Source organism: Streptomyces sp. CMB-StM0423 (assembly GCF_002847285.1).
GTDB lineage: Bacteria > Actinomycetota > Actinomycetes > Streptomycetales > Streptomycetaceae > Streptomyces.
Map to the genome: position 1 here is coordinate 1797705 of NZ_CP025407.1, position 17192 is coordinate 1814896.

Annotated in this window: 11 protein-coding genes; 8 read left to right on the forward strand and 3 right to left on the reverse strand. The window is 73.9% G+C overall.

Features of this window, described 5'->3' with window-relative positions; translation table 11 throughout:
* Positions 1-3 precede the first annotated feature (3 nt).
* Positions 4-1143 carry a recombinase RecA gene (gene recA / locus CXR04_RS07550; RefSeq protein WP_101421097.1) on the reverse strand — a complete coding sequence of 380 codons (1140 nt, stop codon included), beginning with the start codon at positions 1141-1143 and terminating at the stop codon, positions 4-6.
* A 249-nt stretch (positions 1144-1392) separates the two neighbouring features.
* Between recA and CXR04_RS07555 the strand changes: the two genes are divergently transcribed.
* Positions 1393-2118: a class I SAM-dependent methyltransferase gene (locus tag CXR04_RS07555; protein ID WP_101421098.1), complete on the forward strand. Its 726-nt coding sequence runs from the start codon at positions 1393-1395 to the stop codon at positions 2116-2118.
* Between the two features lie 51 nt (positions 2119-2169).
* Here CXR04_RS07555 and CXR04_RS07560 read toward each other — a convergent pair whose 3' ends face one another.
* Together CXR04_RS07560 and CXR04_RS07565 are read right to left on the reverse strand one after the other, a co-directional pair.
* Positions 2170-3171 (reverse strand): TAXI family TRAP transporter solute-binding subunit, encoded by a 1002-nt coding sequence (locus CXR04_RS07560; RefSeq protein ID WP_101421099.1) that lies wholly within the window; start codon positions 3169-3171, stop codon positions 2170-2172.
* Between the two features lie 125 nt (positions 3172-3296).
* Positions 3297-4478, reverse strand: a complete 1182-nt coding sequence (locus tag CXR04_RS07565; RefSeq protein ID WP_101421100.1) for a trypsin-like serine peptidase — start codon at positions 4476-4478, stop codon at positions 3297-3299.
* Between the two features lie 365 nt (positions 4479-4843).
* Here CXR04_RS07565 and CXR04_RS07570 point away from each other — a divergent pair, with 365 nt between their 5' ends.
* From CXR04_RS07570 to hflX, 7 genes are all read left to right on the forward strand, one after another.
* Positions 4844-6787, forward strand: a complete 1944-nt coding sequence (locus tag CXR04_RS07570; protein WP_101421101.1) for an IucA/IucC family protein — start codon at positions 4844-4846, stop codon at positions 6785-6787.
* Positions 6788-6827: 40 nt separating this feature from the next.
* Complete coding sequence (locus CXR04_RS07575; RefSeq protein ID WP_101421102.1) at positions 6828-7607, forward strand: GNAT family N-acetyltransferase; 780 nt, start codon at positions 6828-6830, stop codon at positions 7605-7607.
* Positions 7608-7628: 21 nt separating this feature from the next.
* On the forward strand, positions 7629-9440 hold the full coding sequence (locus tag CXR04_RS07580; RefSeq protein WP_101421103.1) for an IucA/IucC family protein: 1812 nt from the start codon (positions 7629-7631) through the stop codon (positions 9438-9440).
* Positions 9441-9480: 40 nt separating this feature from the next.
* Positions 9481-11535 (forward strand): ATP-dependent DNA helicase, encoded by a 2055-nt coding sequence (locus CXR04_RS07585; RefSeq protein WP_234380106.1) that lies wholly within the window; start codon positions 9481-9483, stop codon positions 11533-11535.
* Between the two features lie 97 nt (positions 11536-11632).
* Complete coding sequence (locus CXR04_RS07590) at positions 11633-13855, forward strand: RelA/SpoT family protein (RefSeq protein ID WP_101421104.1); 2223 nt, start codon at positions 11633-11635, stop codon at positions 13853-13855.
* A 57-nt stretch (positions 13856-13912) separates the two neighbouring features.
* Positions 13913-15475, forward strand: a complete 1563-nt coding sequence (locus CXR04_RS07595) for a M1 family metallopeptidase (RefSeq protein WP_234380107.1) — start codon at positions 13913-13915, stop codon at positions 15473-15475.
* Positions 15476-15657: 182 nt separating this feature from the next.
* Positions 15658-17154: a GTPase HflX gene (gene hflX, locus CXR04_RS07600; RefSeq protein ID WP_101421105.1), complete on the forward strand. Its 1497-nt coding sequence runs from the start codon at positions 15658-15660 to the stop codon at positions 17152-17154.
* Positions 17155-17192: the final 38 nt, after the last annotated feature.

Here is a 17192-nt window from a genome sequence, read left to right on the forward strand (position 1 = left end):
GGGTCAGCTCTTGGCCGCGGTCTTGGCCGCCTTCGCGGTCTTGGCCGGCGCCGGCACCGTCTTCTTGCCCGCGGGGGCGGCGCCGTCCGCGGCCGCCGCGGGACCGGCAGCCGCGTCCGCACCCGGCTCGCCCTCCGGGTTCTCCTGCTTCGGGCCGATGCCGAGCTTCTCCTTGATCCGCCTCTCGATCTCGTCGGCCAGGTCGGGGTTGTCCTTCAGGAACGTCCGGGCGTTCTCCTTGCCCTGGCCGAGCTGGTCGCCCTCGTGCGTGTACCAGGCGCCGGACTTGCGGATGAAGCCGTGCTCCACGCCCATGTCGATCAGGCCGCCCTCGCGGCTGATGCCCTGCCCGTAGAGGATGTCGAACTCGGCCTGCTTGAAGGGCGGCGCGACCTTGTTCTTCACGACCTTCACGCGCGTGCGGTTGCCGACGGGCTCTGTGCCGTCCTTGAGCGTCTCGATGCGCCGGATGTCCAAGCGCACCGAGGCGTAGAACTTCAGCGCCTTGCCGCCGGTGGTGGTCTCGGGCGAACCGAACATCACGCCGATCTTCTCGCGCAACTGGTTGATGAAGATCGCGGTGGTCTTCGACTGGTTCAGCGCGCTGGTGATCTTCCGCAGGGCCTGGCTCATCAGCCGGGCCTGCAGGCCGACGTGGGAGTCGCCCATCTCGCCCTCGATCTCCGCACGCGGCACGAGGGCCGCGACCGAGTCGATGACGATCAGGTCGAGCGCGCCGGAGCGGACGAGCATGTCCGCGATCTCCAGCGCCTGTTCGCCGTTGTCGGGCTGGGAGAGGATGAGGGAGTCGATGTCGACGCCGAGCTTCTTCGCGTACTCCGGGTCGAGGGCGTGCTCCGCGTCGATGAACGCGACCGTGCCGCCGGCCCGCTGCGCGTTGGCCACCGCGTGCAGGGTCAGGGTCGTCTTGCCGGAGGACTCCGGCCCGTACACCTCCACCACGCGGCCGCGCGGCAGGCCGCCCACACCGAGGGCCACGTCCAGCGCGGTCGACCCAGTGGGGATGACTTCCACGGGCTCGTTCGGCCGCTCACCGAGGCGCATCACGGCGCCCTTGCCGAATTGCCGTTCAATCTGGGCGAGTGCGGCGTCGAGCGCCTTCTCGCGGTCAGTCGCTGCCATGGGTTCCACCCGGGATGTCTGAGTCGATCGCTTCACGTCCACGACGCTAGCGCCTGCCACTGACAACACGCCTCGCGTCGGGCCGGCCTGGGGGAAACCCGGGCCGAACCCTCATGGGAACCTATGTTCGATTTTGCTGTCAACCCGCACCGCCGGACCCATCCGCCCCGTGCGTTCCCGTGTCCTGCGCGATCCCGCCGCATCACATCCCGTGGCCGCGCCGACCCGGCGCCGCATAGGTTCGGCCGCATGGCCGACGACTGTTTCGCGCATCCACGGCTCGCCGCGCTCTACGACCCGCTCCACCCCGACCGCCGCGATCTCGACGCGTACCTGCGGCTCACGGACGAGTTCGGCGCCCACCGGGTGCTGGACATCGGCTGCGGCACGGGGGTGTTCGCGCTCCTCCTGGCCCACCGCGGGATCGAGGTCGTCGGCGTCGATCCCGCCCCGGCGTCCATCGACGTCGCCCGGGCCAAACCGGGCGGCGGACGAGTGCGCTGGATCTGCGGCGACGCGACCGACCTCCCGCCGCTGCGGGCGGACCTCGCGACGATGACGGCGAACGTCGCCCAGGCGATCGCCGATCCGCGGGCGTGGGACGAGACCCTGCGCGGGGCGCACGCCGCACTGCGGCCCGGCGGGCACCTGGTCTTCGAGACCCGGGACCCGGCACGGCGCGCCTGGGAGGAGTGGACCCGCGAGCGCTCCTCCCGTGTGACGGAGATCCCGGGCGCCGGCTCCGTCGCGAGCCGGGTCGAGCTGATCGAGGTGGACCTGCCGCTGGTGACCTTCCGCTGGACGTACGAGTTCGCCGCCGACGGCCAGGTGCTGACCTCGGATTCGACGCTGCGCTTCCGCGAGCGGGAGGAGGTCGAGCAGGACCTGGCCGCCCACGGCTACGCGGTGGAGGACGTCCGGGACGCGCCCGACCGGCCGGGAAAGGAGTTCGTGTTCCTGGCCCGGCGTCCGTGAGCGTCAGTCGCGCGTCCACCCGGATGTGATCCGCGCAGGACGGCGCCCGGCCTACGGCTTCTCCTGCCGGTAGTAGCGGGCCGCGCCCTCGTGCAGCTCCAGCGGGTCGGTGAAGACCGCCGTGCGCAGGTCGACCCGCTGGGCGGCGTGCACCACGCGGCCGATCCGGTCCCGGTCCCGTATCACCGTGCTGGTCACGCTCTCCGTCAGCCGCGGGTCCTCCCGGTCGGTGGTGACCAGCAGGTTCGCCACCGCGAGCGTCGGCACGGCGGTGTCGCGCTGGACCGTGGGGTAGGCGTCGGGCGGCATGACCGCGGCGCGGTAGTAGCGGGCCAGTTCGCCCTGGGCGTGGAGGGGGCCGAGGAGGTCACCGAGCGGTACGAGTTCGATCTCGGTCTGCTGCGCCAGGCGCTCGACGGCCTCCGTGGGCAGGCCGCCGGACCAGAAGAAGGCGTCGATCTCCCGTTCGCGCAGGAGTTCCGGCATCGTGTCGAGGCCCTCGCGTACGGCCGTCACGTCCTCGTCGAAGTCGAGCCCGGCCGCCGACAGCAGTCGCCGGGTGATCAGTTGGACGCCGGAGCCGTCCTCGCCGACGCCGACCTTGAGGCCGCGCAGGTCGGCGGTGTGCCGCACGGGCGAGTCGCGCAGGACGACGAGCTGCATGTAGTCGTCGTAGAGCCGGGCCACCGCGCGCAGCCCCTGCCAGCCGGGCAGCCGGTCGCGGCGGTACGTGGCCACGGAGTCGGCGGTGGCGACGGCGAAGTCGGCGCGGCCCGCGGTGACCTTGCGCAGGTTGTCGATGGAGCCCTGGCTGGTGTGCAGACGTACGTCGAGGTCCGGCTCGTCCCGGGCGAGCCCTGCGCGCAGCAGCCGTCCGTACTCCGCGTACACGCCGGAGCGCACCCCCGTCGCGAAGACCACCTTCCCCGCCGGGCTGCCGCCGCCGCCCAGCGGCAGCAGCCACCACAGGAGCAGCCCGAGCACGGCCGCCGTCGCCACGGCGGCCTGCAGTGCTCGGCGCCTGCCGGGGCGGCGCGGGACGAAGGGGACCACGCGGCGATCCTGCCAAACCGGGGCCCGGCACGGCCAGCGCGCCGGACTCCCGGTGGGAGCCCGGCGCGCTGTCGGGCCCGGGTACGGCCCGGCGCCGGGGCGCGGGACCGTACGGTACGGGCGGGCTAGCCGCCGCTCACCTCGTCGAAGACCGCCTCGGCCTCCTTGTCCAGCCGCGGCCCGGCGAGCCAGGTGGCCTGCAGCGGGCCGATGGACGTGACGGACACGAGCTGCTCCTCGCCGTCGTTCGACGCGGTCCAGCCGCCGCCGGAGGCGCCGGCGGTCATGGTGCAGCCGATGCGGTACATCGTGGGCTGCGACGCCTGGATCGACAGCCGGCCCGGCGCGTCGGTGCAGGAGTACAGCCGCCCGCCGTCGTACGGCGCCGCCGCCGGGTAGCCGGTGGCGGTCAGGTCACCGACGTCCTTCACGGCCGGGGCGTCGAACCAGACGGGCACCGCGGCGCCCACGGCCTCCTCCAGGGACTGCCCGCCGCCGTCCTTCGGCTGGACCTTCATCACGGCGAAGTCGTACGGGGCGCCCACGCCGCCCTGCGACTTGCCCTCGGAGATCCACTCGTCGGTCGTACGGGCCTCCTCGGCCCAGAACGTGCCCTTCGGCGCGATGTCGGCCTCGGTCGCCTGCTCGGCCTCCAGCTCGGCGACGGTCTTGCCCTCGGGGTTGAAGGAGGGCACGAAGATGATGTTGCGCCACCAGCCGCCTTCGGAGCCCTTGTGCACGCAGTGGCCGGCGGTGGCCACCAGGTTGGACTTGCCCGGGTTGGCCGGGTCCGCGACCACGGTGCCGGAGCAGACCATGGGGCCCTCGGGGGTGTCGAAGAAGATCTTCCCGGCGGCGGGCTGCGACTCGTCGTACGGCGTGGACGCCTCGACGGCCTCGACGGGCGCCGGCTCCGGGTCGGTGACACCCTGGTCCTCGGACACGTCGTCCTCGTCGACCCGGTTGGGCGGCTGCTCGGCGTCCCACATTCGGTCGGGGTCCCAGAGGTCCTCGATGATCGGGTTGATGAACTCGCGCGCGTCGCGCAGCCAGTCCTCCTTGGCCCAGTCCTCCCAGCCGCCGTCCCTCCACTTGTCGAGGTCGAGGTTCTTCAGGGCGTCCGGGATCCCCTCGGGGAGCGCCAGATCCTTCTCGGGCGCCTGCGACTCCTGCTGTTGCTGCTTGTCGTCGGCGCCGCTGTCACCGTCGCCGTCCTCGCAGGCGCCGGCGGTCAGTGCCAGCGTGACCGCGAGGGCCGCGGCGGCCAGCGCCTTCCTCGGTATACGACGTTTCCCGTTGGCGGGCATGAATAGAATCCCCCAGTTTCTCCGCACAGGTGCCCCGGCGGGACACGAGCCCCCACTATGCCGGTGCCGTTGGGGACGGCCGCACCTGGCCCCGTGGTTCCACCGGGCCCAAGGATCTTGGCGGCGGGCCGTGTTCCGGCGGCGGGTGCGTCGTTGGTAGGGCGGGGGATGCGGACCCGTATCCGGTGCGAGGGGGTGGGGCTGTGCCCGCGGTTCGCGCAGCGGACGTGCACGCGCGCGTCTGCCGTACGCGCCACGCCCCCGCCGCGCCCCCCGCTCCGGGTCCTTCGTCCCTCCTCCCAGGCCCCTCCGTGCGGCCGGGGGACGCTCGATCCCGTACGCGACCCATCCCGAGGTGCACGTCTGTGAACGCGAAGCCCGCCGGCGACGAACTCCCCGCCGGCAGCGGCCGGCCCCCGGTGCACCGGCGGCTGGCCCGGCTCATCGAGCCCGCGGTGCCCCGCCAGTACCGGCGCGGCGCCGAGGGCGGCGGGCAGCCCGAGCCCGACCCGCTGGAGCACCCGGACGCCGGGGCCGCCGCGGACGCGGCCGCCGCCGAGAGCCTGCTGCGCTGCTGGGTGCGCGAACAGGGCGTGGCGGAGCCGGAGAACGGCACGCTGCGGCTGCTGCTGCCCGCCAGCGGGGCGTGCCTGCGCGTCCCGGTGCGGTACTGGTCTGCGGCCGGATGGCACCGCTTCGGGCGGCCCGTGCTGCACGGCGCCCCCAAGGACGCGCCGCCGGTGGACGCGGTGACCCTGGCGTCGCTGCTGAGCCGGGAGGCCGGGTACGACGCCGCACAGGCCGCGGACGCCGGCGGCAGCGGGGCGCGTACCGTGCCCGAGCCGGCCGGCGGTGCCGCCGACCTCGTGGGCCGCGTCGCGGACTCCGTACGCCACACCGCGGTGTTCCTCGCCGCCCGCCGCGCCGGCTCCCCGCCCGCGACCGCGGACCCGTTCCTGACCGGCGAGCAGTCCCTGCTCCTCGGCCACCCCCTGCACCCGACGCCCAAGAGCCGCGAGGGGCTCTCCGAGGCCGAGGCCCGGCGCTACTCCCCCGAGCTGCGCGGCAGTTTCCCGCTGCACTGGCTCGCCGTCCACGACAGCGTCCTCGCCTGCGACTCGGCGTGGACCGAGCGCGGCAAGGGCGTGCCCGCGCGCGAGCTGGCCGCCCGGCTGGCGGGCCCCGGGCTGTTGGTGCCGCCGGGCTGCACGCCGCTGCCCGTACACCCGTGGCAGGTCCGCGAGGTCCGCGAGCGCCCCGGCGTCGCCGCGCTCTTCGACGCCGGACTGCTGCGGGACCTGGGTCCGCACGGCGACCCCTGGCACCCGACCGCGTCGGTGAGGACGCTGTACCGCCCCGGTGCCCCCGCGATGCTGAAGCTCTCGCTCGGCGTGCGGATCACCAACTCCCGCCGCGAGAACCTGCGCAAGGAGCTGCACCGCGGCACGGAGGTGCACCGGCTGCTGCGCGCCGGCCTCGGCAAGGAGTGGCAGGCGTCGTTCCCCGGCGGCTTCCCGGGCGCGCCGGGCTTCGACGTCGTACGGGATCCGGCGTGGCTGGCCGTCGACACCCCCTCCGGCGAGCCGGTCGCGGGTCTGGACGCGGTCGTGCGGCACCAGCCCTTCGCGGCGCAGGACGACGCACTGTGCATCGCGGCACTGACGTCCCCGGTGCCGCGGTCGCCGAAGGGGGCGATGCGCTCCCGTCTGCAGGAGGTCGTCGGGCAGTTGGCGGACCGCACGGGGCAGGGGACGGCGGCGGTGGCCGCGGAGTGGTTCCTGCGCTACCTGGAGGTCGTCGTACGGCCCGTAATGTGGCTGGACTCCGAGGCGGGCGTGGCGCTTGAGGCGCACCAGCAGAACACCGTGCTGCTCCTCGACGCGGACGGCTGGCCGGCCGGCGGCCGGTACCGGGACAACCAGGGGTACTACTTCCGCGAGTCCCGCCGCGTCGAGCTGGAGCGCCGGCTGCCGGGCCTGGGCGCCGCCAGCGACACGTTCGTGCCGGACGACGTGACCGACGAGCGCTTCGCCTACTACGTGGGCGTCAACAACGTCCTCGGCCTCGTGGGCGCCTTCGGCTCCGCGGAGCTGGTCGACGAGCGCGTGCTGCTCGCCGCGTTCCGCCGCTTCCTGGAGCAGTCCGCCGCGGGCGGGGGCCGCTGCGCGCTGGCCGAACGGCTGCTGGGCGGCGGGACGCTGCGCTGCAAGGCCAATCTGCTGACCCGGGTGCACGGCCTGGACGAGCTGGTCGGCCCGGTGGACACGCAGTCCGTGTACGTCACCGTCTCCAACCCGCTGCTCTCCTGACCGCCCCTCGGCTCCCTTCCGTACGACGAGAAGAGGCACCGTGTCACCCGATCCGCCGACCCCCACCAGGCCCCCGGAGCTGCTCCCCGACGACACCATCGACTTCGGCGTCGGCCTCGCCCGGCTCCTCAGGGACGCCGCCCGGTCCCCCGTCCCGTACGACATCAATTGCTGGACGCCCGCCGGCACCCCCGCCGGCCCCTTCCGTCTGGAGCCCGTCGACCCGACCCGGCCGGAGCGCGACCTGACGCTGCTGCACCGCTGGATGAACGATCCGTCCGTGGCCGCCTTCTGGAAGCTCGCTGGCCCCGTCGAGGTCACCGCGCGACATGTCCGCGCGCAGGTGGAAGCGGGGCACAGTGTGCCCTGCTTCGGCGTCCTGGACGGCGTGCGGATGAGCTACTGGGAGGTCTACCGCGCGGATCGCGACCCGCTCGCCCGGTACTACCGCGCGCGCCCGTACGACACGGGGGTCCATCTGCTCCTCGGCGGCGGCGCCGACCGCGGCCGGGGGCTCGGTTCCCTGCTGATCCGCGCGGTGAGCGACCTCGTCTTCGACAACGCCGCGCGGTGCGAGCGGGTGCTCGCGGAGCCGGACGTGCACAACGTGCCGTCGGTCGCGGCCTTCCTGAACGCCGGTTTCCACTTCCAGGAGGAGCTGGCGCTGCCCGACAAGCGGGCGGCGCTGATGGTGCGGGAGCGCGCGCTGCGCGACAGCGACAGCAATGGCGCCGGTGACAGTGAGACCGGCGCCGGGACCGCGCCGCCGCCCGCCCCGCCCCCGAGCCCGCCCGGGCCGCCCCGGCCCGGGCGGCCGTAGGACGGAGAGGAGCCAACGCCCTTGTCCGACGCCGCGAATACCACCCACAGAACCGACTGGGACCTGGCCGCCCGGCGGCTGCTCGCCAAGATGCTGGGCGAGTTCGCCTACGAGGGCATAGTCGCCCCGGAGCCCGACCCGGCACCAGCACCCGGCCCCGGGCCGCGTCCGGGCCCCGCCGACGACGGCCGGTACCCCTACCGCCTCCCCGTCACCGACGAGGTGACCTACCACTTCACCGCCCGCCGCGGCCCGTACGGCCACTGGCGCGTCGACCCCGGCTCCCTGACCCCCGACGGCGACCCGCTGCGCTTCCTCGCGCAGGCGCACGACGGCCTTCTGCAACTGGCCGGCGACACCACCGGCCACCTGATCCGCGAGCTGACCGCCACCCTCGCCGCCGACGTCCGGCTCGCCCGCGGTGCCCCGTCCGCCGCCCGCCTCGCCGACCTCGGGTACGCCGAGCTGGAGGGTCACCAGACCGGCCATCCGTGGCTGGTGGCCAACAAGGGACGCATCGGCTTCTCCGCCGCCGACGCCGCCGTGTACGCCCCGGAGGCCCGCGTCCCCCGGCGGCTGCCGTGGCTGGCGGTGCACCGCTCGCTCGCCGAGTACCGCGGCGTGCCCGCCCTCGCCCGCCCCGAGGACCTGTACGCGCAGGAGCTGGGCGACACCGCGCGCGCGGGGTTCGCCGCCGCGGTGGCCGCGGCCGGCCGGGACCCGGACGCCTACCTGTGGCTGCCCGTGCACCCGTGGCAGTGGGACGAGACCGTCGCCACGCTCTACGCGCCGCAGATCGCCGCCGGGCTCGTGATCCCGCTGCCGCCGGACGCCGGCCCCGCCGACATGTGGCTGCCGCAGCAGTCGGTGCGTACGTTCCTCAACCTCACCCGTCCGCAGGCACGTTCCGTCAAGCTGCCGCTGTCCGTGCTCAACACCCTGGTCTGGCGCGGCCTGCCCACCGAGCGCACCCTCGCGGCCCCCGCCGTCACCCGCTGGGTGCACGGCATGCGGGACGCCGACCCCTTCCTCGCCGAGGAGACGCGCGTCGTGCTGCTCGGCGAGACCGCGAGCGTGACGGTGCGCCATCCGCTCTACGACTCCCTTCGGGGCGTCCCGTACCAGTACCGCGAGCTGCTGGGCTGCATCTGGCGGGAGCCCGTCGGCCCGCTGCTGGACCCCGGGGAGCGGGCCAGGACGCTGGCGGCCCTGCTGTGGACGGACGCGGACGGGCATTCGCTGACGGCCGAGCTGGTACGCCGCTCGGGGCTCACGCCCCGCGCGTGGCTGGCGCGGCTGTTCGCCGCCCTGCTGCCGCCGCTGCTGCACTTCCTGTACCGCTACGGCACCGTCTTCTCCCCGCACGGCGAGAACGCCGTCGTGGTCTTCGACGGCGCGGACGTGCCGGTGCGGCTGGCGGTGAAGGACTTCGTCGACGACGTCAACATCAGCTCCAAGCCGCTGCCGGAGCACGCCGGGATGCCGGGCGACGTACGCCGCACGCTGCTGACGGAACCGCCGGAGTTCCTGCCGCAGTTCATCCACTCGGGTCTCTTCATCGGCGTCTTCCGCTATCTGGCGCCGCTGTGCGCGGACGAACTGGGCGTGCCGGAAGCGGAGTTCTTCGGCCTCGTACGGGCGGAGATCCTGCGCTACCAGCGGCGGTTCCCGGAGCTGAAGGAACGCTTCGCGCTCTTCGACCTGCTGGCGCCGCGCATCGACCGGCTCTGCCTGAACCGGAACCGGCTCTACCTCGACGGCTACCGCGACCGGGCCCGGCGCCCGCACGCCGCCGTCGACGGCACCGTACCCAACCCTCTTCACTCGACGTGACGGCCGTCACTGTCAGTGCCGCCCCTTAGGGTTGCGTGCCATGGCAGACCAGAACGTCCTCGCGCCCGACGAAGGCGCCGGCACCCCCACGCACGACGGCTCCGACGACCGCAGCGAGCTGCGTGAACTGCTCCATGCGGCCGTGGCCGCCGTCGGCGGCGTCGAGCGGGAGGGCCAGGTGGCGATGGCCGAGGCGGTCGCGGAGGCCATCGCGGACGGCTCACACCTGCTGGCGCAGGCCGGGACGGGGACGGGCAAGTCGCTGGGCTACCTGGTGCCGGCCCTGGCGCACGGCGAGCGGGTCGTGATCGCGACGGCGACGCTGGCGCTGCAGCGCCAGCTCGTCGAGCGCGATCTGCCGCGCACCGTGGACGCGCTGCACCCGCGGCTGCGCCGCCGCCCGGAGTTCGCCACGCTGAAGGGGCGGTCGAACTACCTCTGTCTGCACCGGGTGCACGAGGGCGTGCCGCAGGACGACCCGGACCTGGGCGCCGGGCTCTTCGACCCGTTCGAGAGCGCGTCGTCGCAGCCGTCGAGCAAGCTCGGCCAGGATCTGCTGCGGCTGCGCGACTGGGCGGACGAGACGGAGAGCGGCGACCGGGACTCGCTGACGCCGGGTGTCTCGGACCGCGCCTGGTCGCAGGTGTCGGTGTCGGCCCGGGAGTGCCTGGGCGCGGCGCGCTGCGCGTACGGCCCGGAGTGCTTCGCGGAGGCGGCGCGGGAGCGGGCGAAGCTGGCGGAGGTGGTGGTCACGAACCACGCGCTGCTGGCCATCGACGCCCTGGAGGGAGCCCCGGTGCTCCCGTCGCACGAGGTGCTGATCGTCGACGAGGCGCACGAGCTGGTCTCCCGCGTCACCGGTGTGGCCACCGGCGAACTGACCCCGGGGCGGGTCAACCGCGCGGTGCGGCTGTCGGCGAAGCTCGTCAACGAGAAGGTGGCGGACGCCCTGCAGACGGCCGCGGAGAGCTTCGAGCGGCTGATGGAGCTGGCACTGCCGGGCCGCCTGGAGCCGGTCCCCGAGGACCTGGGGTACGCGCTGCTGGCGCTGCGGGACGCCTCCCGTACGGTCATCTCCGCGCTGGGCACGACCCGGGACTCCTCCGTGCAGGACGAGGACGTGGTGCGCCGGCTCGCGCTCGCCTCCGTGGAGAACGTGCAGGAGGTCACCGAGCGGATCACGCAGGGCTCGGAGTTCGACGTGGTGTGGTTCGAGCGGCACGACCGGTTCGGGGCGTCGCTGCGGGTGGCGCCGCTGTCGGTGTCGGGGCTGGTGCGCGAGAAGGTGTTCAGCGACCGGTCGGTGACGCTCACGTCGGCGACGCTCAAGCTGGGCGGCGACTTCGCGGGGATCGGCGCCTCGCTGGGGCTGCCGCCGGAGGGCAGCAGCGAGGAGGGCGCCCCGGTCTGGAAGGGGCTCGACGTCGGCTCCCCCTTCGAGTACCGCAAGCAGGGCATCCTCTACGTCGCCAGGCATCTGGAGCGGCCGGGACGGGACGGCATGCGCAAGGACATGCTCGATGAGCTGGCGGAGCTGGTGGAGGCGGCCGGCGGGCGCACGCTGGGCCTGTTCTCCTCGAAGCGGGCCGCCGAGGTGGCGGCCACGGAGCTGCGCGGCCGGCTCGACGTCCCGGTGCTGCTGCAGGGCGAGGAGACGCTCGGCGAGCTGATCAAGCGCTTCGCGGCGGACGAGGCGACGTGCCTGTTCGGCAGTCTGTCGCTCTGGCAGGGCGTCGATGTGCCGGGCGCCGGCTGCCAGTTGGTGGTGATGGACCGCATCCCCTTCCCGCGCCCCGACGACCCGCTGGCCACCGCGCGGCAGGAGGCGGTGGAGAAGGCCGGCGGCAACGGCTTCATGGCGGTCGCGGCGACGCACGCGGCGCTGCTCATGGCGCAGGGCGCCGGCCGGCTCGTACGCGCCACGGGCGACCGCGGCGTCGTCGCGGTGCTCGACCCGCGGCTGGCGACGGCCCGTTACGGCAGCTATCTCCGCGCCTCCATGCCGGACTTCTGGTACACGACCGACCGCAACCAGGTGCGTCGGTCGCTGGCCGCGATCGACGCCACCGCAAGGTCCGATCGCTCGAATGGGTGATCTGGACCACGCTGGGCGAGAGCCGTACGGCACTGCGTGATGGGCTCGGTAGCATCAAGTACCGGCACGGGAGCCGGTGAGCTGCCGGAGGTGCCGATTGAGCGCAGAGGTCCACAGTCCGGGCAATCCGGCGGGCGGCCCCCGCCGACGCGGCAGGGCCCGCCTCGATCTCCGCCGGCTGGGCCGGGTGGCCCTGCTGGGCGGCGCGTCGTCGCGGGACGGTCTGCCGCACGCTCTGGAGCATGTGGCCAAGGCGCACCGCGGGTTCTATCCCGACGCCGACATCCCCACGCTGCGTACGGCCTATCTGCTCGCCGAGGACGCGCACCGGGGCCAGATGCGCAAGAGCGGCGACCCGTACATCACGCATCCGCTGGCCGTCACCCTGATCCTGGCCGAACTCGGCGCCGAGACCACGACGTTGACGGCCTCGCTGCTCCACGACACGGTCGAGGACACCGAGGTGACGCTCGATCAGGTGCGGTCGGGCTTCGGCGAGGAGGTGGCGTACCTCGTCGACGGCGTCACCAAGCTGGAGAAGGTCGACTACGGGGCCGCCGCCGAGCCCGAGACGTTCCGCAAGATGCTGGTGGCGACCGGCAGCGACGTGCGGGTGATGTCGATCAAACTCGCCGACCGGCTGCACAACATGCGCACGCTGGGTGTGATGCGCCGGGAGAAACAGGTGCGCATCGCGCGCGTCACGCACGACGTGCTGATCCCGCTGGCCGAACGGCTCGGCGTACAGGCGATCAAGACCGAGCTGGAGGACCTGGTCTTCGCGGTCCTGCACCCCGAGGACTACGCGCGCAGCCGTGAGTTGCTGCTCGCGAACGCCGGGCGGCCTGACCCGCTGGAGGAGACCGCGGCCGAGATGCGCGAGATCCTGCACGCGGCGGGGATCACCGCGGAAGTCGCCATCCGGCCGCGGCACATCGTCTCGGTGCACCGGGTGCTGCAGAAGCGCGGCGAGCTGCGCGGGACGGACTTCGGCCGGCTGCTGGTGATGGTGCCGGAGGCGGCCGACTGCTATGCGGTGCTGGGCGAGTTGCACACGTGTTTCAAGCCAGTGCCCGCGGAGTTCAAGGACTTCATCGCGGTACCGAAGTTCAACCTGTACCAGTCGCTGCACACGGCCGTCGCCGACCAGCGCGGGTATGTCGTCGAGACGCTGGTACGCAGCCGGCAGATGCACCGCGTCGCCGAGGCCGGGGTGGTGGCCCTGGCCAGCCCGCTGGCGCGGCCCGCGGCCGGCCAGGTGGGCGACTGGCTGAAGCGGCTGCTGGAGTGGCAGCGCGCCACGCCCGACCCCGACGCCTTCTGGTCCGCCTTACGCGAAGACCTCGCCCCCGACCAGGAGATCACGGTCTTCTGCGACCCGGGCGGGCCGTTGGTGCTCCCAGCGGGCGCCAGTTGCGTGGACGCGGCGTACGCGCGCCACGGGGAGACGGCGCACACCCTGGTGGGCGCGCGCGTCAACGGGCGGCTCGCCGGCCTCGGGACCCGGCTGCGGGACGGCGACGCGGTGACGCTGCTGCTGGCGCCGGAGGCGTCGGGGCCCGCCCCGGAGTGGCTGGACCACGCGCAGACGCCGGCGGCGCGCATCGCGATCACCCGCTGGCTGGGGGACCACCCGTCGGCGCAGCCCGCCGACGCGGCGATCCCCCTCCCGGCCGACTACGTCCCGGCCGCCCCCGCCGCCCCCGGCTCCCTCGTCGCCGACGAGGCCGAAGCCCCCGCCGGCGTACCGGCAGACGACGCACCGGCAGACGACGTACCCGCCGACGGCTTCCCGGCCGACGGCATTCCGCGCGCCGCCGAACCCGCCGTGGCCGAGTTGCCGGACGCCACGCCCCGCCTCGCCCGCTGCTGTACGCCCGTGCCCCCCGACGCCGTCACCGGCTTCGTCATCCGCGGCGGTGCCGTCGTCGCCGTGCACCGGGCGCAGTGCGCCACCGTGGCCCGGATGGCCGCCGCCGGCCGCCGGGAGCTGCGGGTCCACTGGCGTGCGGGCGAGGGCGCACCGCCTGCCGACCTGCGGGTGACGCTCAAGGCGGAGGCGTTCGTACGGGCGCATCTGCTCGCCGACCTCACCGAGGCCATCGCCGCCGAGGGCGTCGCCATCGTCGCCGCCGACGTCGAGCCGCCGCACGAGCAGCGCGTCCGGCACACGTACACGCTGCAGCTCCCCGACCCGGCGGAGCTGCCGGGGCTGATGCGCGCGATGCGCAAGGTGCCCGGGGTGTACGACGTCTCCCGTGCCCAGCACCCCACGGGCGCGGACGAACAGGCGCCCGGGCCGCGCGCCCGCACTCGTTAGAGTGCACCGCTGCCGCGTCGGCGGCGCGCGTAGGCCGCCCGCTGATAGCGGTAGCGCATGCTCAGCTCCGCCCGCCCGCGCCGTCCGCTGCGCCACGTCCTGCTCGCCGCCGCCGTCCTCGCCACCCTGGCCGCCGCACCGGCCGCACCGGCCGCCGTCGGCCGTACCGGCGCACAGGACGTCCCGTCGCCCCGCCCCGCCGGCATCGGCGACCCGCTCTTCCCGCACCTCGGCAACCCCGGCTACGACGTCCTCGGCTACGACATCGCCCTCACCTATCCGGGCCGCAACGACGCCCCCCTGACCGCCCGCACCGAGATCACGGCCCGCGCCACCGACCGGCTGCCCCGCATCAACCTCGATTTCTCCCACGGCACCGTCCGTGACGTCACCGTCAACGGCCGGCCGGCGGCTCACGCACGCGCGGGCGAGGACCTCGTCGTCACCCCCGGGCGCACGCTGCACCCCGGGGAGCCGCTACGCATCGCCGTACGGCACACCAGCGACCCCCGCGGCAACGGCGGCGGCTGGATCCGTACGAAGGACGGGCTGGCGATGGCCAACCAGGCCGACGCCGCCCACCGCGTCTTCCCCGGCAACGACCACCCCGCGGACAAGGCGCGCTTCACCTTCCGCGTCACCGCGCCCAAGGACCTCACGGTCGTCGCCAACGGCCTGCGCCTGGCCCGCGAGCGCGCCGGCGCACGCACCACGTGGACGTACCGCACCGCGCACCCCATGGCCACCGAGCTGGCCCAGGTCTCCATCGGCCGCTCCGCCGTGCTGCGCGGCACCGGCCCGCACGGGCTGCCGCTGCGCCACGTCGTCCCCGAGCGCGACCGGCGCATCGCCCGCCCCGTCGTCGACCGCACGCCCGCACAGATCGCCTGGATGGAGCGGCACGTGGGCCGCTATCCGCTGGAGTCGTACGGCGTGCTGTCCGTGGACGCGCCGCTGAACTTCGCGCTGGAGACGCAGACCCTGTCGGTCTTCGGCCGCGGCTTCCTGCGCGCCGTCGACCAGTACCCGAAGCGCGCCGAGGGCGTCCTCGTGCACGAGCTGGCGCACCAGTGGTTCGGCAACAGCGTGACGCCGCGCAGGTGGTCGGACCTGTGGCTGAACGAGGGCCACGCCACCTGGTACGAGGCGCTGTTCACCGACGAGCTGCACGACCGCGGCAGCCTGGTGCGCCGGATGCGCACGGCGTACGGGCAGTCCGACGGCTGGCGGCGGGCAGGCGGCCCGCCGGCCGCGCCGCGGCGGCCCGCGGACGGCGGCCAACTGGAGCTGTTCCGCCCGGTCGTCTACGACGGCAGCGCGCTGGTGCTGTACGCGCTGCGCCAGGAGATCGGCGCGCCGGCCTTCGAGGAGCTGGAGCGGGCGTGGGTGACGCGCCACCGGGACGGCACCGCGGGCACCGCGGACTTTGTCGCGCTCGCCTCCGAGGTCGCCGGCCGCGACCTGGGGGGCTTCCTGCACGCCTGGCTGTACGACGAGCGCACCCCGCCGATGCCGGGCCACCCGGGCTGGAAGCCGGCGAAGCCCGCGACGACGCCGGAAAAGGCGGCCGCGCCTGCCAAGAACGCTGAGCCCGAGAAGGCCGCCGAGCGGGCGCGCTGAGCCGCCAGGCCCCCGGGGCCGCCGGGGCGTCCCGGCGGGCTTCGCGGGCGGTAAAGCGGGTGACGCCCGTGCGGCAGCGTGCGACCATCGTGGATGCCACGACGCCCGCCGTGCGGGGAATCCTCCCGGTGTGCGAGGCGTTGTCGTAGAGGCAGACGACCGATCTCACAGACAAGGATCCGATGACTTCTCCCACCCACCTTCCCCAGGACGATCAGCGTCTCCCGGAAGGCCTGCGTGCCGACGCCCTCATGGAAGCCGAAGCCGCGTGGAGTCCCGGATCCGACGCCGATCGCGACGGCGATCAGTTCGACCGCGAGGACCGCGCGGCGCTGCGCCGCGTCGTAGGTCTGTCGACCGAGCTGGAGGACGTCACCGAGGTCGAGTACCGGCAGCTCCGGCTGGAGCGGGTCGTGCTCGTCGGCGTGTGGACCTCCGGTACGGCCCGGGAGGCGGAGAACTCGCTGGCGGAGCTGGCCGCGCTCGCCGAGACGGCCGGTGCGGTCGTGCTCGACGGCGTGGTGCAGCGCCGCGAGAAGCCCGACCCGGCGACGTACATCGGCTCCGGCAAGGCACTGGAGCTGCGCGACATCGTGGTCGAGACCGCGGCCGACACGGTCGTCTGCGACGGTGAGCTGAGCCCCGGCCAGCTCATCCACCTCGAAGACGTCGTCAAGGTCAAGGTCGTGGACCGCACCGCGCTGATCCTCGACATCTTCGCCCAGCACGCCAAGTCCCGCGAGGGCAAGGCGCAGGTCGCGCTCGCACAGATGCAGTACATGCTGCCGCGGCTGCGCGGCTGGGGCCAGTCGCTGTCCCGGCAGATGGGCGGCGGCGGCTCGGGCTCCGCGGGCGGCGGCATGGCCACCCGCGGTCCCGGTGAGACGAAGATCGAGACGGACCGGCGGCGCATCCGCGAGAAGATGGCGAAGCTCCGCCGGGAGATCGCCGACATGAAGACCGGCCGGGACGTCAAGCGGCAGGAGCGCAAGCGGCACAAGGTGCCGTCTGCGGCCATCGCCGGCTACACGAACGCGGGCAAGTCCTCGCTGCTCAACCGGCTCACGGGCGCGGGCGTGCTGGTGGAGAACGCGCTGTTCGCCACCCTCGACCCGACCGTGCGCAGGGCGGAGACGCCCAGCGGGCGGCTCTACACACTGGCGGACACCGTCGGCTTCGTCCGGCACCTGCCGCACCACCTCGTCGAGGCGTTCCGCTCCACCATGGAGGAGGTCGGCGACGCCGACCTGATCCTGCACGTGGTCGACGGGTCCCACCCGGCGCCCGAGGAACAGCTCGTCAGCGTGCGCGAGGTGATCCGCGACGTGGGCGCGACATCCGTACCCGAGATCGTGGTGATCAACAAGGCGGACATCGCGGACCCGGACGTGCTGCGCCGGCTGCTGCGCATCGAGCCGCGGGCGATCGCGGTCTCGGCGTCGACCGGCGAGGGCATCGAGGAGCTCAAGGCGCTCATCGACGTGGAGCTGCCGCGCCCGCAGGTCGAGATCGAGGCCGTCGTGCCGTACACGAAGGGCGCGCTCGTCTCGCGCGTGCACGACGAGGGCGAGGTGCTCGTGGAGGAGCACATCGCCGCGGGCACGCTGCTCAAGGCCCTCGTCCACGAGGAACTGGCCGCCGAGCTGAGGCGGTACGCCCCCGCGGGACAGGCCGACTGAGGCGGTCGCCGAAGCCGTAGACTGACGGACGGGCCGCC